Raw genomic sequence first — 18,523 nt, forward strand, 5'->3', positions numbered from 1 at the left:
CCGCTTTGAAACCGTGGCCCGCGCCTCGCGCGCGGCACGGTCTCCAAGGAGGAGACACATGCATCCCGAACTCGAAACCCGGGTATCGAAGAAACTCATGTGGCGCATCATTCCGTTCGTGATGCTGCTGTATTTCGTGAGCTTTCTCGACCGCGTCAACGTCGGCTTTGCCGCGATGTCGATGAACAAGGCCATCGGCCTTTCGTCGGCGGCGTTCGGCCTGGGCGGCGGATTGTTCTTTATCGGCTATTTCATTTTCGAAGTGCCGTCGAATCTGATCTTGCATCGCGTGGGCGCGCGCGTCTGGATCGCGCGCGTGATGGTCACGTGGGGCATCGTGAGCGCGGCTTCTGCATTCGTTAGCAGTCCTGCGAGTTTCTATGCGCTGCGCTTCTTGCTGGGCGTGGCGGAAGCGGGCTTCTTTCCCGGCATCATCCTGTATCTGAGCCAGTGGTTTCCCACGCGCCAGCGCGCCGTGGCCGCCGCGTGGTTCATGGCCGCCGCGCCCATCTCGACGGCCATCGGCTCGCCGCTCTCAGGCGCGATCATGCAGATGAAGCCGATGTTCGGTCTCGCCGACTGGCAGATGCTCTACCTGCTCGAAGCGATTCCGGCGGTCGTGCTGGGCTTCGCGGTGCTGCGCTTCCTGACCGACGCGCCGGCCAGGGCGAAATGGCTCGCCGGCGACGAAAAGGCGTGGCTCACGGCGAAGCTCGACGAAGAGTCGAGTGCGCGCAGTGCACAGCACGGCCATACGGGCGCGGTGCTGGCGGCGCTGTGCAATCCGCGTGTGCTTGCGCTGGCGCTGATCTACTTCGGCACTTCGGCGGGTCTCTATACGCTCGGCATCTGGGCGCCGCTGATCGTCAGGCAGTTCGGCTACAGCCCGCTCCAGACGGGTCTGCTCACGGGTATTCCGAGCGTGGCGGCAGTGGTGGCGATGGTGGTGTGGGCGCGCCATTCGGACCGCACGCAGGAGCGCACGTGGCACGTGGTGGTGCCGTGCCTGCTCGCATGCGCCGGGTTCGTGCTGGCGGCCGGCGCGAACGGCACGGTTGCCATCGTGGGCGCGCTCGTGCTGGCCAATGTGGGCATCAGCGCGGCCAAGGCGCCGCTGTGGGCGATGCCGAGTGCGTTCCTTTCTGGCGCGGGCGCTGCCGCGGGGATCGCGATGATCAACTCGCTCGGCAATTTGGGCGGCTTCGTGGGGCCTTCGGCGATCGGCTGGCTCAAGCACACGACCGGCGGCTATGGCGCGGGCCTGTATGTGGTAGCGGGGACGCTCGCGGTATCCGCGGTGGTGACGCTGCTGCTGGGGCGCAAGGCTCACGGCGGCGAGCGTGAGTCGCTGGTCCAGGCGCATCGCTGAAGGCGTGCGCGGCGCGGCCTCGCAGGCAACGCCACGAGCGTCTTACCGGCGATTACAACCATGACGAAGCGCAACGGCGCGTCCGGCCGTTTGGCTGCCAATCCTTACCGTTGTAACGAATTGCCATAAAGCGCTTCCCCAGACGTCTGACTGAACGACTAATCTCGACGCTATCGGCCAATCGTGAAGGAGGGGCCCGATGCTCGTCCCCACGAAATCCTGGCGTTGTGTATCGGAAATGGGATCGACACGCGAAAGCGAACACTGTTTCATTTGATGTGGCTTCCGAAATAATTGCCCGGATCTGAGGGCGAGCGGTCGACATGAATATCCCAGCTGTCTTCATTCACCGCCCTGTCGCCACGACACTGCTGGCGATCGCGATGATCCTGTCGGGGATGCTTGCGTATTTCAAGCTGCCGGTCGCGCCGCTGCCGAACGTCACGTATCCCGTCATCGTCGTGCAGGCACAGATGGCGGGTGCGAGCCCCGACATCATGGCGACGACCGTGGCCGAGCCGCTTGAGCGGAGGCTCGGCACGATTGCCGGTGTCAACGAGTTGACCTCGACCAACTCGGTGGGGATGTCGAGGATCGTCATTCAGTTCGATCTCGGACGCGACATCAACGGCGCCGCGCGCGATGTCGAGGCTGCCATGCAGGCGGCCCGTGCCGACCTGCCCACGACGTTGCGCTCCAATCCGAGCTATCGTGAATACAACCCGGCGGATTCTCCGATCATGGTGCTCGCGCTCACGTCGGATACGCTGACGAAGGCGCAGCTCTACGATGCGGCCGACTCGGTGCTCCAGCAGCAACTGTCGCAGGTCAGCGGCGTCGGCGAAATCACGCTGGGTGGCGGCGCGCTGCCGTCGGTGCGGGTCGAGCTCGATCCCAACAAGCTGAACAGCTACGGGATCGGTCTCGAAGATGTGCGCGCCGCGATCAGCGCAGCGAATGCGGACAGCGCGAAGGGACACATCGACGTCAACGACCAGCGCTACGTGGTGGTGTCGAACGATCAGATCTCGAAGGCCGCGCCGTACCGGGATATTGTGATCGCGTATCGCAATGGGGCGGCCGTCATGCTGCGCGATGTGGCGTCCGTCATCGATTCGAACGAGAACATTCGCAACGCCGGGCTCTACAACGGCAAAACGGCCGTCCTTGCGATTGTCTACCCGCTGCCCGGCAGCAACATCGTCAACACGGTCGCGCAGATCCACAAGGTGTTGCCTGTTGTCGAGGCGACGTTGCCGAGTGGCGTGCAGGTGCATTTCGCACTCGACCATTCGCAATCGGTCAGGGCGTCCGTCGAGGACACGCAGCGTACCCTGTTCATTGCGGTCCTGCTCGTGATTGGCGTCGTGTTCGTGTTCCTGAGATCGCCGCGCGCGACGCTCGTGCCGGCTGTCGCATTGCCGCTGTCGATCATCGGCACGTTCGGCCCGATGTACCTGATGGGCTACAGCATCGATAACCTGTCGCTGATGGCGCTTACGATCGGCACGGGGTTCGTGGTCGACGACGCCGTTGTCGTGCTCGAAAACGTGGTCCGCCACGTCGAACTCGGGATGGACCCGCGCGAAGCGGCAATAAAAGGAAGCCAGGAGGTGAGCTTCACCGTGGTCTCGATGAGCCTGTCGCTGATCGCGGTCTTTTTGCCGATTCTCCTGATGCCGGGCATCGTCGGCTTGTTGTTTCATGAGTTCGCGGTGACGCTGTCGATCGCGATCCTGATGTCGCTCGTGGTGTCTCTGACGGTGACGCCTGCCATGTGCGCATACGTGCTGTTGCGCGAGAACGCCGGGCATTCGGCGCACCCGTGGTCGCAATCGATCGAACGGCAGTTCGAGCGCTTCAAGGCGTTCTATTCGCGTTCGCTGCGTGTCGCGCTCGACCATCCGTTCATCGTGATCGTGACCCTGATCGGTCTGCTCGTCGGGAACGTTTTCCTGTTCAGGTTGCTGCCGTCGACATTCTTCCCCGAGCAGGACAACGGCATTCTGATGGGCCAGATCGTCGCCGACCAGAGCATTTCGTTCCCGGCGGTTGTGAAGAAGCTCACACAGTTGCAGGCGATCGTGCAGAAAGACCCAGCCGTTCAGTCCGTCGCGGGTTTCGCGGGCGGTCGCGCGCTGAACCAGGCAACGGTGTTCATCGAGCTGAAGCCGCTCGGGGAGCGGCATATCCCGGCTGTGCAGGTCGTCAATCGCCTGCGGCCGAAGCTCGACAGGGTCTCCGGGGCGAAACTGTTCCTCCAGGCGCAGCAGGATCTGCACATTGGCGGCAGGCTCTCCTCGGCCGAGTACCAGTACACGCTCACGAGCGACAATGCCGATGCGATCTTCAAGTGGACACCCCGTCTCGTTACGGCATTGCAAAAAGACCACCGGCTGCAGGACGTGAACTCCGATCTCCAGCAAAACGGCCTGGAGACCTACGTGACGATCAATCGGGCAACGGCGATGCGCTACGGATTCCAGCCGAATCAGATCGACAGCGTGCTCTATGACGCCTTCGGTCAGCGCACGGTTTCGACGATCTACAATCCGCTGAACCAGTATTTTGTGGTGATGGAGGTCGCACCGGAGTACTGGCAGTATCCGCAGATGCTGAACCGGACCTACCTGAGCGCCGCGGCCGCTAACACCACCGGCACCGAGCAGTCGCAGATGCCGCCTGGCACCGTGGCTGGCGTGGCGTCGTATCTGGCGGTGACGAGCGCGAGCGTGAGCACGTCGGCAACGAACTTGCTGAACGCGAATGCCGAGGCCAATTCAACGACCAACAGCATCTCCAACGGCAAGGGCGGCGGCTCGACGGGTAGCGCGGACAGTACGACGGCCGAAACCATGGTGCCGATGCCGGCGCTGGCGACCTACACGAGCCGCCATACGGCGACGCAGGTCAACCACCAAAGCGGGTATGTGGCGGGAACGATATCGTTCAATCTGCCGGCCGGCAGCGCGTTGAGTCAGGCTTCGGCGGCCATTGACGACGCTATGCGCCAATTGGGCGTGCCCGCCTCGGTTCACGGCGCGTTCGCCGGCGCGGCGCAGAGCTATCGCCAGTCGATGGGCACGGTGCCGCTGTTGATTCTTGCGGCCCTGGCGGTCGTCTATATCGTGCTGGGCGTTCTCTACGAGAATACGGTCCACCCGATCACGATTCTCTCGACGCTGCCATCGGCCGGCATCGGCGCGACACTGGCGCTGCTCATTTTCGGCACGCCGTTCTCGGTGATCGCGTTCATCGGCATCATCCTGCTGATCGGGATCGTCAAGAAGAACGGGATCATGATGGTCGACGTCGCGATCCAGTTGCAGCGCGAGCACGGCCGCAGCGCGAGGGAAGCGATTCACGACGCGGCTGTTGTGCGTCTGCGTCCTATCCTGATGACGACGGCCGCTGCCGTGCTCGGCGCCGTCCCGCTGGCGATCGGTATCGGCCAGGGCGCGTCGCTGCGTGAGCCGCTCGGTGTGACGGTGATGGGGGGCCTCGTACTGTCGCAGGTGTTCACGCTGTATACGACACCGATCATTTACCTCTACCTCGACCGCTTGCGCGCGAGGCTGGCGCGCTGGTCCGCACGTCTGCCGTGGCATCCATGATCGGCTGCTCGACAGGCTCGAGCCGATGATCGCGCTGGCGACTGCCGCGTTCGGCGCAGCAGCGCGTCAAACATAACCCACAGTCCCCGCCAGTGCCGATTCGCCCGTTTCGTAATACGGCGCATCGCTGTCGATTGAAGATCCAATAAGAAAGAAGAGTGAAAGACAATTAATCGATATTGCGCGCAACAACTTTTATTTGCTCGATTGCATTGCGGCACAAGTACAATAGCCCGGTCGCACGATGCCGACGACTGATTGAATGGGATGGTATGAAGTCCGAAAAAGTCGATTCCCCGCGCCGGTCCGTGTTGCGGTTCCTGCGAGCGCTTCTTCTGGTCGTCACTGTCGGCACCGGCGCTTCGGCCGCGACGCCGGAAAGCGGGCTGGGCGAACGCGTTCGATTGAGTGTGGAAGACCCGCCGGCCGAGATCGTCGACCAGCCACCCAGGGAAACGGCGCAAGCCAGCGTCCGGTTGGGCAGAACGCGCGGTCCGGGAGAGGGCGCCCGGACGCCTGATGCAGCCACAGGCCCCGGCAGCGACGCAGCATGGCATTCATCCGTTCACGATGCCGTTGCAGGAGAACTGCACTATGGCGCGGGGAGTTTTGCGAGCACGTCGCTTGGCTCGAGCATGCGTCATTTCATATAGGCAGGCGTCGCACGGGATGGCTTTATTCGCCTTCTAGAAGCGACCCGTGGCCGGCGAATTAATGTTCGAAAAACCCCGCGTTGCGGGCGCCCTCGGCATGCTGTCTCGCGTAGCGAACGCCGAATTCGACACGAGCTGCCGACGCCTTGAGTCAAAGCGTCATTATTTCGATATGCTTTCTAAATTCTCTGTGGCGTGACGGGGGGCGATTCCAGCGGCTCTCTGTACCGCGTCCAAGTGGCATTGCACCCTCTTTCGAAATATAAGGGGCCGCCGCGCCGTCCAACGCAATTGCTCGAGATCGGGGTAAAGATTGGCGTGTCGCGGTCGATATATCGACTCAGGCATCGCCCAAGAAGCGCTAGTTGGCTCTGTCGCTTACACCCGGCTTTCCGTGGCATTCCCGAAGACCATGATTCGATTTGCAAGCTCACTTTTTGCCAGGCCGGCGCTGTTCATCTACGCGGGAATCGGAATCACGCTCGCAACCACAGGAGTCACGGTCGCCTCGCTTTACGAAATGAGGCTCGACGCGATGGCGCAGGCACGCGATGCCGCCCAGAACCTCGCGATTTCGCTGCAAAAGGAGATCGAGCGCAATCTCGACATCTACCAGCTCGCGATGTGCGACGCCGCGCGAAGTGTCGAGACTCCCGCAATCGCAGGGCTTCCCCCGGAAGTCCGGCAGCTTGTCGCGTTCAGTACGGCCACCAATGCGAAGGAACTGGGTGCGCTGTTTGCGACGGACGCAACAGGCAAGCTTGTGCTCGACTCGCGTTCGACTCAGCCACGCAAGCTCAGTGTAAGCGACCGCGATTACTTCCGGATTCAGCGGCAGCAGAAGAACGCCGGCCTCTACATAAGCGCGCCCTTTCTGCCGTACACCGCTGGCCCCAGGCTGCCGCAGATCGCGCTAAGCCGCCGGCTCGAGGACCGGAACGGCCAGTTCACGGGCATCGTCGCCGGCACGCTGCGGCTCGACTATTTCCGGCAACTTTTCGAAGACTCGATCCTCGGCCGTCACGACACGATTACCTTGCTGCACACGGACGGAACGGTCCTCATGCGGCTGCCGTTTCACGCGGGCGACATCGGCAAGTCTCTCGCGGGCGGCCACTCGTTCCCGCCGCTCGTGCAATCCGCTCACGGAACCTTCGTCGATATCGCCGTACTCGACCATATCGAGCGCCTGTATAGTTTTCGGCGGATCGGCAGCTATCCGCTCGTCGTCGTCGTGGGTTTTGCGACAGACGACATCTTCGCAGGATGGCGCAAGCGAGCGATGGCATTGGGTATCGTCAGCGTCATTCTCGATGGGCTTCTCATTCTGTTGTCACTGATGTTCAGCAGACAGTTGCGCAAGAGACTGGCCATGGAGCGCCGTTTGAAGCGACTTGCGTGGTTCGATTCGCTAACGGGCCTGCCCAACCGGGCACAGCTTCAAAAAGAAGCCCTCCGGATTCTGACGAACGCCAACCGCAATGCGTCGACGCTCGCGGTACTGTTCATCGATCTGGATCGTTTCAAACGCGTGAACGACACCCAGGGCCATGCCGCCGGAGATGAGGTCCTGAGCGAAATCGCACGACGCCTCCAGAATCAGATCCAGACGGGGGACGTGATCGGCCGCCTTGGCGGAGACGAGTTTCTCGCCATTCTGCAAGATTGCGACGTGCTCAAAGCCACCCATGTCGCCGGGCGCATTCTGCAGGCCGTGTACCAGCCCATCCTCATCAACTCGAAGCAAGATACCCGCATCACGATCAGCGCCAGCATCGGCATCGCGCTCTCCCCGCACGACGGAGAAGAAACCGACATTCTGCTGCGCAACGCCGATCTGGCGATGTACCAGGCCAAGAGTGCGGGGCGCAACCAGGTGCGGTTCTATGCTCCGGCGCTCGAGCGTCAGGCGAAGGAACAGCTCGAGCTGGAAATCGCGCTGCAGCGTGCGTTGCGAAGCAACGCCCTGAGTGTCGCCTACCAGCCCAAGGTCGACGCCACAGGCGTGCTTCGGGGTGTCGAAGCGCTCGTGCGCTGGGACGACGACGGGCAAAACAGCATTGCGCCCGATCGCTTCATCGCCATCGCGGAGGAAAGCGGTCTGATCGCGGAGATGGATGCCTGGGTGATGGGCGAGGCCTGCAGGCAACTTGCCGAGTGGCGAGCCGAGGGCCTTGACGTACCCAACATGTCGGTGAACGTCTGCGCGGCCGACTTCAAGCGTCCAGATTACCCAGGCTTCATCACCGAGACGCTTCAGTCGCACGGTCTGGTTGCTGCAGATCTGACGCTCGAAATGACCGAGCGGGTCCTGTTCGATGAATCGGTCGACGACATTCGCAAGTCGCTCGATGCCATCCATTGCCTTGGCATAGCACTGTCGATCGACGATTTCGGCACGGGCTACTCGTCCCTGAGCTACCTCCACCGGTTCGCCGTCAAGGAACTCAAGATCGACAAGAGCTTCGTGCAGGGCATCGGCAAAGACGAAATGGCGGAATCGCTGGCGCAATCGCTGATCCACATCGGCAAGATCCTGAAACTGACCGTGACCGCCGAGGGCGTGGAAACGCCTGCCCAGCGTGACTTTCTGGACAGGCACGGCTGCCATCTGTATCAAGGGTTTCTGTTCTCGCGGCCGCTCGCATCTCGCGACTTCGCACGCTGGGTGCGTGCGCATCGGCTGTGCCCATCGTCTGGCGATGCGCACGCTCAAGCTCAGGCTCGAGCCCTCCAGCTCGGCACCACCCTCGCGTAAGCGCGCTACACGTACTCGTGGGATTCGCAGAGGCGTCAACGCGTCCTGGCCAGGACGCCGGAAATACGGCGTGAGCCGGTCCACCCTTTCAGCGCGAGCGCTTGCGCGTTGCCTTCTTCGCGCCTTCCTTCGCCGCGCCCGTGCGCGGCGTTTCCTTTGGCGCCGGCGCAGTGACGGCGTTCAGGTCTTCGAGCCACGACAACGCGTCGGCATACGCGAGGAACTGGCGCAGATACCCCGGCGAGAGTTCGCGCATGAGCAGGAGCGCGCGGTGCACGAGGCTGCTCGAATTGAGCGGCCCCGCATTCTTCGGCACCTGGTCGAGCGATTGCTGCACCTGCTGGTCGGCGCTGAGCCTGGACCAGACTTCGCGGAAATAATCGAGGAGTTCCTCAGGCGGTCCGCTGCGTGCGAGATGGGCCGCGTTGCCGATGTGCGCGGCGAGGCTGCCGTGCGTGCTTGTGCTTTGCTGTGATGCGCTTTCGGTGTGCGTTTGCGGATTCGATGTCGCGTGCTCGATTCCGGCGGCGTAGTCGGCGAGCAACGTGTCGATGCGCGCGTCGAGCACACGTCGCGCCGCTCCGGCATGCGCGCTCGCGCGCCGGTCCAGTGCGTCGATCAGCGCGAAGCGCACGGGATCGAGCCGGTCGGCGCCTTGCGCGCGCCAGGCGTCGAGCGTGGCGCGGGCGCGGGTGGCTTCGTGCTCGCTCTCGCTCATGGTCACGCTGATGGGCTCGCTGTCGCTGCGGGTCTCGCTCCCGCTGTCGTTCTCACTCTGATCCGCGCTTGCATTCGCGGCCTCGCAGGCTACGCCGCTTTGCGCGGCATCCGCCTCATCGATGCTGGCCACTTGCGCGGCCGCGTTGCTTGCGCCGTCACTCATGGCCGTCTTGCGCCCCGGTTTGCGCACGCGCGCTGCTCGCGGGCCGCGGCACCGCCGCGATTTCCACGCGGCGATTCTTCGCGCGGCCGGTCTCGTCGGCGTTCGAGCTCACGGGCTGCTCCGAGCCGAACGCGGCCGCGAACACCGACTGCGCCGGCACACCCGCATCGATGAACGCGCGCGTCACGGTGAGCGCACGCTCGGCGGAAAGCTCCCAGTTGTCGGCGAAGCGGCGGTTGCCTGCGTGGACCTGCTGGTCGTCGGCGAAACCGCTCACCATCAGGATCTGGTCGCGGTCGCGCAGATACGCGGTCAGCGGCCCCGCGAGGCTCTTGAGCAGCTCGCGCCCCTGCGGCTGGAGCTGGTCGGAGTTCAGCGCGAACAGCACATTGCCGCTGATGCCGATGCGCCCGTTCACGAGCGTCACGCGCCCGGCCGCGAGCGGCCCGGCCAGCGCCTGCTCGAGTGTCTTGCGGCGCTGCGTTTCGATTTGCCGCTGCTTGACCTCATTGGCGAGGCGCGTGGACGCTTCGAGCTGCATGCCGATCACGCCGACGAGGATCAGCACGAACGCGCCCAGCAGCGCCGCCATCAGGTCGCCGAACGCGGCCCAGACCGGCGCGGTGGGCTCTACGCCGCCGTCGATTTCGTCGTTCATGCGGCTTCAGCTCCTGCTCGAGCGCTGAAGCGCTGCAGGTTCTCGACGATCTGCTTCTGCGAAAGCAGGCTCAGGTCGATCACTTCCTTGGCCTGGGCGACGTAGTAGGCGAGCTGGTCGTCGCTGCGCGCGAGCGACTTGTCGAGCGCGGTTTCGATGCGCTGCAGCTGCGTCAGGAGCTTGTCGTTCGACTCGCCGAAGTGCTGGACGGCCGTGCCGAACGCATCGCCCAAGCTCGCCATTTCGACGGCGCTGCCCGTGACCTGGGCCGCCGCGCCTTCGAGCGTGTGCGCGCCGGCTTCGACCTGCTGGCCGAAGCGCGCCCCCACGCGCTCCATGAGGCCCGCCGAGGTCTGCACGAGCGCATCGATGGCGGTGCGCTGTTCGGTGCTCGCGTGGTTCACGGCGTCGAGCAGCGTGGTGACGGTGGAGAGCAGGCGACTGCGTTCCTCGAGCATCGCGGTGTCCTGGACCATGCTCTCGGAGAGCTTCTGGCGCAGCTCGGCGACCACTTCCGCGGCCACGCGCGGCGCTTCCGATGCGGCATCGACGAGGCGCGCGATTTCGGCGATGGTGCCGTTGGCGTGGGCTTCCGTTTGCGCGGCGATGTCGTTTGCGGTCTTCGCGAGCGCGTCGCAGGTTGCCTGGTGGCGTTCGGCCGCGTGGGTGCTTGCCGCTTGCCAGGCGCTTGCGTTGGCTTCGGCGGCACGTGCGATTTCGGCGATGGTGCCGCTTGCATGCGCTTCGGTTTGCGTGGCGATGTCGTTTGCGGTTTTCGCGAGCGCATCGCAAATGAACTGCTGACGTTCGGCAGCTTGTGCGCTTGCCGCTTGCCACGCCGTTGCATTGGCTTCTGCCGCGCGCGCGATTTCCGCAATCGTGCCGCTTGCATGCGCTGCGGTCTGCGCAGAGATGTCGCTTGCGGTCTTCGTCAGCGCATCGCAAATCGTCTGCTGGCGTTCGGCAGCCTGCGTGCTTGCCGCTTGCCATGCCGCTGCATGGGCTTCTGCCGCGCGCGCGATTTCGGCGATGGTGCCGCTGGCGTGGGCTTCGGTCTGCGCAGAGATGTCGCTTGCGGTCTTCGTCAGCGCATCGCAAATCGTCTGCTGACGTTCGGCAGCCTGCTTGCTTGCCACTTGCCATGCCGCTGCATTGGCTTCTGCCGCGCGCGCGATTTCAGCGATGGTGCCGCTTGCGTGCGCCTCGGTCTGCGCGGAAATATCGTTCGCCGTCTTCGCCAGCGCATCGCAAATGATCTGCTGGCGTTCCGCAGCCTGGGTGCTCGCCGCTTGCCATGCCGCCGATGAGGCTTCGGCCACACGCGTGATCTCGGCGATCGTGCTGTTCGTGTGCGTGCCGGCGTGCGCGGCGATATCGCTCGCGGTTTTGGCCAGCGTTTCGCACACGGCCTGCTGACGCTCGGCCGCCTCGGTGCTTGCCGTCTGCCACGCAGCCGTTGCCGCCACGGCTGCGCGCGAGATCTCGGCGAGCATGCCGTTCGCGTGCGTTTCGGTCTGGGCGGCGATCGTTTCGGCGGTTTGCGCGAGCGTCGCGCAAACCGTCTGCTGATGCTCGGCCGCCTGCGCGCTGGTCGTGCGCCATTCGTCACGCAGCGTGTTGCCCATCGCGCCGAGCGTTTCGCCCCACGTCGCGAGACGCGCCTCGTCGCGCGCGACGAGCTGCGCCTGCAGATTCGCCTGCGCCTCGCTCACGGCGCGCAGCAGCGCCGCCGAATGCTGCTCGAAGGTCGCGGCGGCCGAGGAGAGCGCCTGCTGGTTGTCGCCCGCGAGCTTTTCGCCGGCGCGCTCCTGGCGCGCGAGCGCTTCCTGCCAAGCCTGCGAAACACCGGAAGCCGAGGCCGCGAGACGCGCGTCGACGTCCTGAACCAGCGTGGCCGAGCGTGCCTCGAAGGTCGCGGTGAAACGCTCCAGCGCGCCTTGCAGGTCGCGCGCGAGCGCCTCGCCCGAGCGGCGCTGGTCCGCGAGGGCCTCGTTCCATATCCCGGCCACGCGCGCGGTGTTGGCTTCGAAACCCGAGGCTAGGCCGTCGAGCTGGCGCTCCACGGCCTGCGTGAGCGTGCCGTGCAAGGCCGCGCTTTCACGCGCGAGGCCCGCCATCGTCGCTTCCACGACCGGCGCGAAGGCCGCGCCGGCGGCGCGCGCGCTTTCGGCGGCGCTCGCCTTGAGCGATTCGCCCACCGACGACGCGAGGCGCGCATAAGCCGCCTCGGCGTTGCCGAGGAAGGCCTGCTGGCTCGCGAGCTGGCGCTCGCCGAGCGCGGCGCCCTGGCGCTCGATGGCCGTCATCATCGCCTCGAGGCGCTCGACCAGCTTGGGCATCGCGTCGGCCTGGCGCTGCATCAGCGCGAAGCTCGTCTCGCGCTGATGCGCATGCGAGAACGGGCGCAGCGTGGTGCCGATCTGCGCGTCGAGGCGCTGGGCGGCCTCGATACGCTCGCGGCGGCACAGCGCCGAAAGCAGGCCCAGCATCGCCGAGCTGGCCACGCCCGCGATCGAGGTGCCGAACGCGAAGCCGAGCCCGCGGATCGGACCGGCGAGCGCGGCGCGGATGCCCTCGAGATCGGTGGCGCCGTCGAGCGCCACGCCGGTGCCGCGCAGCGTCGTCACCATGCCGAGCAGCGTGCCCAGCATGCCGAGCAACACGAGCAGCCCGACCAGATAGGGCGTGAGCGACGGGCCGGGCAGCGCGACGCGCTCGCCTTCGATGCGCACGCGCACGGCGCTGCGCAGGCTCGGGTGCAAGTGGTCGAGCCACGCGCCGAGCGAAGCGGCGGGCTTGGGCGTCGCGGCCACGGCGCGCGTGAGCGTGGCGGTGGCCTGGGTGTAGCGATACAGCTCGAATGCGCCGGCCACATAGCAGGCGCCGATCAGCATGGTCACGGCCAATGCGAGCGGATTCGAGCCGGCATAGCCGGCGGCGATCCAGCACACTGCTGCAAGACCGGCGAGGAAAACAACGAGATCGATACGAAGTCTGGACATAGCGTTTGGGTTAGCAGGCGCTAGCGGGCACGAAGCGCTGCGAGCAGCCCTTCGACCGGTTGAAACCGAACATCCAGTTCGGCGAGCAAAACGCTCTGGACATCTTTGCGGAACACGTCGAGCCAGGCGCCGGACGTGCTATCTGCAGCAGCCTGTGCTTCGCGGGCCGCTGCTTCACGGGCCGCTTTGCGCAGACGCTCGAAATGCGCGCCCAGCAGGCCGGGGACCGTGCCGAGCAGACTGCGCTCGCGTGCGGCCAGCGAGCGCTCCATGGCCGCGTCGAGCGTCGCGAGCTTCGCCATGGCGGGCGACACCGCCGCGAGCCGGCTGCGCAGGCGGCCGCGCACGTCGCCGATATCGGTCTCCATCTTCTGCTGCAGCGCGATGTAGCACTGACGAAAGACCGCGTAGTCGGCGTCCGTATCGGGCGCTTCCGGCAGGGGCGCTGGCTGCTGCGACGCGCGCGCGTGACCGTAGCCGCCGCCTGGGCGGCGCGCTTTCGCGGGCGCGAGCACGCCGTCCAGCGCAATCGCCTTCGATAGCGTGGAGCGCAGGCTCAGGCACCGCTGTGCCTCGTCGTCGCCGTTCGCGCGCGCGCCGCCCGCCGTGGCGGGCGTTGGCGCCGGAGCGGCAAGCACCGTCGAGAGCGCGATCGCGTCGGTCCAGCCGAGCCACTGGCTCAGCCGGTCCGCGAGCGGCTGCGGCGAGGCTTGCACCTCGGTCTCGCCGAGACGCGCCAGCAAGCGAACGAGGGCCGGACCGCTCAGGGACGTGCGTTGCGGGGGATGGACCATACCACAAGAGGCAAAAAAGCCAGCAGTTTACACGGCGGCGCGGGGTGGCTTGCGGTTTTGCGTCTGGGGCGAGGGTTTATCAGGGCCGGGCGTGCTGGTGAGTGGGCGGCTGGGCGGGCGATTCAGGGCGACCCGGACAGCTATGGCGCAAGGGTTGCGGGGCTTCTTGCCGTGCTCGCCGTGTTGGGTAATCGTCAGGCGCAATCAACCGCGCGTTAAACTGTGTCTCCCGCGCGGGCGCCGCCGCCCGCGCAACAGGAGATCCCCATGGCGTTTTCCAGTCTGAGCGCATTCGCGCTGGCACTTTTGGTGGTGGCCGGCATGCCGGGGCCGAGCGTCGCGGCGTTGGTGGCCCGCGTGCTGACCAGCGGCTTTCGCGACGTGCTGCCCTTTCTCGCCGCCATGTGGATTGGCGAGGCGGTCTGGCTGACCTGCGCCGTTGCGGGGCTCGCGGCGCTCGCGCATACCTTTGCGCTCGGGTTTCTCGTGCTCAAGTTTCTGGGCGTCGCGTATCTGATGTTTCTCGCGTGGAAGATGTGGTTTGCGCCCGCCGAGTTGCAGGCGGAGAGTCTGCCGGGCAAGCGCTCGCCGGTGCGCATGTTTATCGCCGGGATCGCCGTTACATTGGGCAATCCGAAGATCATGATCTTCTATATGGCCTTGCTGCCGACGATGGTCGATCTCTCGCGCGTGGGCGTGCTCGCCTGGTCGGAGCTCGTGCTCACGATGTTCGCGGTGCTGATCGCCATCGATCTCGCCTGGGCACTGTTTGCCACGCGCGCGCGGCGCCTGCTCACGAGCCGCCGCATGGTGCGTGCCGCGAACCGCAGCAGCGCAGTCGCCATGGCCGGGGCGGCCGTGACGATTGCGGCGAGGTAGCGAGGTCGGGGCGGTGCATCGTCAGGATCACTGACCATTCGCTTTAACGGCGTCGATACGAACCTGGCGTACTTCCGGTCCATAGCTTGAACGCCCGGTTAAATGCCGTGGCATCCGCAAAACCCAGTTCGACAGCCAATTGGGCGACCGGCACTTTGCTGGTGGCCAATCGCTCGATGGCGAGATCGCGCCGCAATTCGTCTTTCAACGACTGGAATGACGTCCCTTCCAGCGCAAGACGCCGCTGCAAGGTGCTCGTAGAAACGTGGATGCATTTGGCAACCGCATCCAGGTCGAGCCAGTCCGGTTCGCTTTGCCTCAGAATGATCTTCACGCGATCACTGCACGCGTGTTCCCCGGGCCGGGGCAGGATGACGTTGCCCGGAGCGTGTCGCAGAGCGGCCCGCAGTTCTTCCTCGGTACGACGCACGGGTGCCTGAAGGGCCGCGGCGTCGAACCAGACCGCGGTAACGGGCTGATTGAACTGCAGGGGCGCAGGGAATATTGCGGAATACGACGCGGCATAGGCAGGCTGCGCGAAGCTGAAGTCGATACGCCGGATCGGCAGCCGGCCCCGGTTCAGCCAGGCCAGCATCTGCCAGAACACCCTTGCCAGCATCTCGAGCAGAAAGGTCTCGCTGCCAGTCTCCGAATGCCTGGCTTCGAGCGCAAATCCGGCTAGTTCGCCGTCCCTGACGCAGTGCATGTCGAGATCATGCTGCAGCAGCCGGAACGTATGCGACCCACGCCGTAGTGCCACCTCGAGCGAGGGCGCGCCCAGCATGGAGCGGCTGATCAACGCAAAGCTGCCGCGTTGCAGCGGGCGGGAAAGAAAGCCAATGCATTCATCACCGAGTTGCTCGATGAGCCGCGCGTATAGCGCCGCATATTGCGTGGCGGTGATTCTCGCACCGCTTTCCGCCAGCAGCACCGGCGGGATTCCTGCTGCGTTGACCAGCAAGGAAATCGCTTCGTCCGACATGGCGCCACGTGCGCGCGCGCCCGCCAGCGTTCGATGGGCAAGCAGTATGGGCAGGGTGTGGGGCGTGGTCGGCATGGCGGATATTAGAGCCGATCCGGCCCGGCCTGTCGATCCGGACCGTCGTGATGAAATGCGGTATTGCGCAAAGAATCTGACCTGTTTCGCTCTCGTGGCGCGTGTCTCCTTTGGCCTAACATCGGCTAAAAGACAAAACCCATGAGTGGAGACGGACGTGTACTTGACCCAATACCTGCATCGCGCGCTGCAGCAGCATCCCGAGAAGGTCGCGGTGTGCTTTGGTTCGCGCCAGCGCACCTTTCGTGAGTTCGCGGACCGTGTAGCGCGCCTTGCCGGGGCGCTCCAGCGCATTGGCATGGGAGACGGAGACCGGGTGGCCATGCTGGCCCTGAACTCGGACCGTTACCTCGAATATCAAATGGCGGTACCCTGGGGCGGCGGCGTGCTCAATCCGTGCAATACCCGCTGGTCGGTGCCTGAACTGGTCTACGCCCTCGAAGACTCGGGCACCGCCATCCTGCTGGTCGACGACGCTTTTGTTGCCGCCGCGGGACAACTGCTGCGCGATGCGGCATGCCTGCGCCAGGTCGTTTACTGTGGAGAAGGCGAGGCGCCTGCCGGCATGCTCGACTACGAAACGCTGGTGCGTGAAACCGCACCCGTGGACGACGCGGCACGGCGCGGCGAAGACCTGATGGGCATTTTCTACACGGGCGGCACGACGGGGTTTCCCAAGGGGGTCATGTGCAGCCATATCGGTGGCGGAATCGCTGCCTTGTCGCTGCTGTCGATGGGGCTGGCCGAAACCGGAGACACGTACCTGCACGCCGCGCCGATGTTCCATGTGGCAGATTTCGGCGCAGCGCTGCCTCACTGGATCGTCGGCAACACGCATGCGATCATCCCCGGCTTTCAGCCGCAAGCCGTGCTCAAGGCCATTGAAGCGCATCGCGTAACCAACACGCTGCTGGTGCCGACCATGATCCAGATGGTAGTCGATCACCCGGCAATCCACGGCGGCTATGACCTGCGCAGCCTGAAGACGATTGCTTACGGCGCTTCGCCTATTTCGGAGCCCGTACTGGATCGCGCGCAGAAGGTCTTGCCCGGCGTCGGGCTCGTGCAGCTCTATGGCATGACCGAGATCGGGCCGCTGACCGTGAACCCGCCTGACTACCGGCCCGGGATGCTGCCGCTTGCCGCGAAGTTGACCGCGGCGGGACGTACGAGCAACTGCGTGGAACTCAAGATCGTGGACGCGCATGGCCGGGAGGTTCCCCGTGGCACCGTAGGCGAGATCGTCGTGCGCGGCGATACCCTGATGCAGGGCTACTGGAACAAACCGGAGCAGACGGCTGAAGCGATTCGCAATGGCTGGTACTACACCGGCGACGGCGGATATCTTGATGAGGATGGCTATCTTTTCATCGCCGACCGCGTGAAAGACATGATCGTCAGCGGCGGAGAAAACGTCTATTCGGCCGAAGTCGAGAATGCAATTTCGAAGCACCGGGCAGTGGCCGCCTGCGCGGTGATCGCGATTCCGCATGCGCAATGGGGAGAAGCGGTGCACGCCGCGGTGGTGCTCGCGCCGGGTCAGACGCTCTCGGCCGCTGAACTCATCGCACACTGCAAAACGCTGATTGCGGGTTACAAATGCCCGGTCAGCGTGGCCTTCGTCGATGACCTGCCCATCTCGGGCGCAGGCAAGGTGCTGAAGACCAGGCTGCGCGAACCCTACTGGAAAGACGTGAAGCACGGCATTGCGTGAGATTTGCCAGTTTGCCGCGCGGCTGCGCGCGCACTTCAAGCTGCCGGCCTGGGACGCGCTCGAACGTGGCGCACAGATAAAAGCTGTTGTCGCAAGCGCTGCAGGCCACGCTTCAGCCGGTGCGGCAAGCACCGTCGAGAGCGGGATCGCGTCGGTTCAGCCGAGTCACTGGCTCAGACGGTCGGCTCCAGCGTGATCCGGGCCGCTATGGCGCGTGAATTGCGGGGCTTCTTGCCGTGCTAGCCGTGTTGGGCAATCGTCAGTCGGAGTCAACCGAACACCGCGTGCAGATTGAACAGCACGTCAGGTCAAAGGTGAGACGTTGGTCTTTAGCGGGATCTTATCTGTTGAAATGCGTCATCCGCTCGATCTGCCGCACGACCTCATCGCGCATTTCGTCCGACATGTCCTGATACCCGAGCAGATCCGAGATCCACAGGCCGTCGGCCGCGAGCCGGCAGATCATGAGCCGTGCCGCCTGTTCTAGCGGCAACGGGTCGGGGCGCGTCCATTTGCGCATGGGCGCCGAATAACGCTCGCGTATCTCCGGGTCGGTCATCATCGCGGCCACCAGCACGCGCAGCACGTTGGTGCTCGCGGCGGGGTTCGTTTCGTCGATGGTCGCGTGCAGATACGCGCGCGCATTGGCGCCGTGCGGGTCCTCGCGATCCGCCGCGATCCGCGCTTCGATCTGCGATTCGAAGTGCTCGAGCGTCTGCTCGAAGAGGGCGTCAAGGAGTCCTTGCTTGTTGGCGAAGTGATACTGGAGCGCCCCCTTGGTCACGCCGGCGCGTTCGGCGACGGCGTCGAGCGTCACCGCCTGCACGCTGTGGTCGGTGGCGATATCGGAGGCGGCTTGCAGCAGCTGGGCGCGCACTTGCACCGGCGCTTTCTTGCGGCGCGAGCCCGAAGTGGGGGTGCCGGGAGCCCCAGCAGATTTTGCCTCCGGATGCGGAGCGGGCGTGGCGCTGCGTGCGGCCGGCCGCTGGGCCTCTTCGGGCGCCTGCGCGACGTGGGATGCAGGCTGCCGCGCCGGATTCGCAGCGCCCCCTGGGGCATGTCCTGCGGCGCCAGCTGAGGCTTTGACGGGGGATTTCTTCATGGCTTGATCTTACCACTGCGGGCGTCAAGGCAAAACATTC

12 protein-coding genes are annotated in these 18,523 nt (G+C 64.9%); 6 read left to right on the top strand and 6 right to left on the bottom strand.

The features are described from left to right. The first annotated feature begins 58 nt into the window (after positions 1 to 58). From BO1_RS04705 to BO1_RS56195, 4 genes are all read left to right on the top strand, one after another. Positions 59 to 1,369 carry an MFS transporter gene (locus BO1_RS04705; protein ID WP_028216573.1) on the top strand — a complete coding sequence of 437 codons (1,311 nt, stop codon included), beginning with the start codon at positions 59 to 61 and terminating at the stop codon, positions 1,367 to 1,369. 323 nt (positions 1,370 to 1,692) lie between these two features. Beyond that, positions 1,693 to 4,983, top strand: a complete 3,291-nt coding sequence (locus tag BO1_RS04710) for an efflux RND transporter permease subunit (RefSeq protein ID WP_028216574.1) — start codon at positions 1,693 to 1,695, stop codon at positions 4,981 to 4,983. Positions 4,984 to 5,255: 272 nt separating this feature from the next. Beyond that, a complete protein-coding gene (locus tag BO1_RS58825) occupies positions 5,256 to 5,636 on the top strand; it encodes a hypothetical protein (RefSeq protein ID WP_156992122.1) in 381 nt (126 codons plus the stop codon). Positions 5,637 to 6,258: 622 nt separating this feature from the next. After that, positions 6,259 to 8,394 (top strand): putative bifunctional diguanylate cyclase/phosphodiesterase, encoded by a 2,136-nt coding sequence (locus tag BO1_RS56195; RefSeq protein ID WP_407669902.1) that lies wholly within the window; start codon positions 6,259 to 6,261, stop codon positions 8,392 to 8,394. An 88-nt stretch (positions 8,395 to 8,482) separates the two neighbouring features. Here the strand turns inward: BO1_RS56195 and BO1_RS04720 are convergent, their stop codons facing one another. The 4 genes from BO1_RS04720 to BO1_RS04735 are packed head-to-tail and all read right to left on the bottom strand — an operon-like array spanning position 8,483 to position 13,731. Further along, positions 8,483 to 9,277, bottom strand: coding sequence for a DUF2894 domain-containing protein (locus BO1_RS04720; protein ID WP_407669899.1), 795 nt, complete (start codon positions 9,275 to 9,277; stop codon positions 8,483 to 8,485). Next, complete coding sequence (locus BO1_RS04725) at positions 9,270 to 9,935, bottom strand: OmpA family protein (RefSeq protein ID WP_028216576.1); 666 nt, start codon at positions 9,933 to 9,935, stop codon at positions 9,270 to 9,272. Before BO1_RS04725 ends, BO1_RS04720 begins: the two co-directional genes overlap by 8 nt. After that, positions 9,932 to 12,937, bottom strand: a complete 3,006-nt coding sequence (locus BO1_RS04730) for a DUF802 domain-containing protein (protein WP_028216577.1) — start codon at positions 12,935 to 12,937, stop codon at positions 9,932 to 9,934. The genes BO1_RS04725 and BO1_RS04730 overlap by 4 nt, the downstream gene beginning before the upstream one ends. A gap of 20 nt (positions 12,938 to 12,957) precedes the next feature. Further along, positions 12,958 to 13,731: a DUF3348 domain-containing protein gene (locus tag BO1_RS04735; RefSeq protein ID WP_028216578.1), complete on the bottom strand. Its 774-nt coding sequence runs from the start codon at positions 13,729 to 13,731 to the stop codon at positions 12,958 to 12,960. A 267-nt stretch (positions 13,732 to 13,998) separates the two neighbouring features. Here BO1_RS04735 and BO1_RS04740 point away from each other — a divergent pair, with 267 nt between their 5' ends. After that, positions 13,999 to 14,610, top strand: a complete 612-nt coding sequence (locus tag BO1_RS04740) for a LysE family translocator (protein ID WP_028216579.1) — start codon at positions 13,999 to 14,001, stop codon at positions 14,608 to 14,610. 43 nt (positions 14,611 to 14,653) lie between these two features. On the opposite strand, the gene BO1_RS04745 is transcribed toward BO1_RS04740, so the two are convergent. Next, on the bottom strand, positions 14,654 to 15,667 hold the full coding sequence (locus tag BO1_RS04745) for an AraC family transcriptional regulator (protein WP_028216580.1): 1,014 nt from the start codon (positions 15,665 to 15,667) through the stop codon (positions 14,654 to 14,656). A gap of 157 nt (positions 15,668 to 15,824) precedes the next feature. Here BO1_RS04745 and BO1_RS04750 point away from each other — a divergent pair, with 157 nt between their 5' ends. Beyond that, the gene (locus BO1_RS04750; protein WP_028216581.1) at positions 15,825 to 17,381 is read left to right on the top strand and encodes a long-chain-fatty-acid--CoA ligase; all 1,557 of its coding nucleotides are present in this window, start codon (positions 15,825 to 15,827) and stop codon (positions 17,379 to 17,381) included. Positions 17,382 to 17,721: 340 nt separating this feature from the next. Here BO1_RS04750 and BO1_RS49665 read toward each other — a convergent pair whose 3' ends face one another. Beyond that, on the bottom strand, positions 17,722 to 18,483 hold the full coding sequence (locus tag BO1_RS49665; RefSeq protein ID WP_028216582.1) for a TetR/AcrR family transcriptional regulator: 762 nt from the start codon (positions 18,481 to 18,483) through the stop codon (positions 17,722 to 17,724). Positions 18,484 to 18,523 lie beyond the last annotated feature (40 nt).

Source organism: Paraburkholderia oxyphila NBRC 105797 (genome assembly GCF_000685075.1).
In the GTDB taxonomy this organism is placed as follows: domain Bacteria; phylum Pseudomonadota; class Gammaproteobacteria; order Burkholderiales; family Burkholderiaceae; genus Paraburkholderia; species Paraburkholderia oxyphila.

Excerpts from the sequence above, each read along its gene's own strand:
- BO1_RS04705 (WP_028216573.1), top strand. The coding sequence starts at position 59 with ATGCATCCCGAACTCGAAACCCGGGTATCGAAGAAACTCATGTGGCGC.
- BO1_RS04710 (WP_028216574.1), top strand. The coding sequence starts at position 1,693 with ATGAATATCCCAGCTGTCTTCATTCACCGCCCTGTCGCCACGACACTG.
- BO1_RS58825 (WP_156992122.1), top strand. The coding sequence starts at position 5,256 with ATGAAGTCCGAAAAAGTCGATTCCCCGCGCCGGTCCGTGTTGCGGTTC.
- BO1_RS56195 (WP_407669902.1), top strand. The coding sequence starts at position 6,259 with ATGTGCGACGCCGCGCGAAGTGTCGAGACTCCCGCAATCGCAGGGCTT.
- BO1_RS04720 (WP_407669899.1), bottom strand. The coding sequence starts at position 9,277 with ATGAGTGACGGCGCAAGCAACGCGGCCGCGCAAGTGGCCAGCATCGAT.
- BO1_RS04725 (WP_028216576.1), bottom strand. The coding sequence starts at position 9,935 with ATGAACGACGAAATCGACGGCGGCGTAGAGCCCACCGCGCCGGTCTGG.
- BO1_RS04730 (WP_028216577.1), bottom strand. The coding sequence starts at position 12,937 with ATGTCCAGACTTCGTATCGATCTCGTTGTTTTCCTCGCCGGTCTTGCA.
- BO1_RS04735 (WP_028216578.1), bottom strand. The coding sequence starts at position 13,731 with ATGGTCCATCCCCCGCAACGCACGTCCCTGAGCGGTCCGGCCCTCGTT.
- BO1_RS04740 (WP_028216579.1), top strand. The coding sequence starts at position 13,999 with ATGGCGTTTTCCAGTCTGAGCGCATTCGCGCTGGCACTTTTGGTGGTG.
- BO1_RS04745 (WP_028216580.1), bottom strand. The coding sequence starts at position 15,667 with ATGCCGACCACGCCCCACACCCTGCCCATACTGCTTGCCCATCGAACG.
- BO1_RS49665 (WP_028216582.1), bottom strand. The coding sequence starts at position 18,483 with ATGAAGAAATCCCCCGTCAAAGCCTCAGCTGGCGCCGCAGGACATGCC.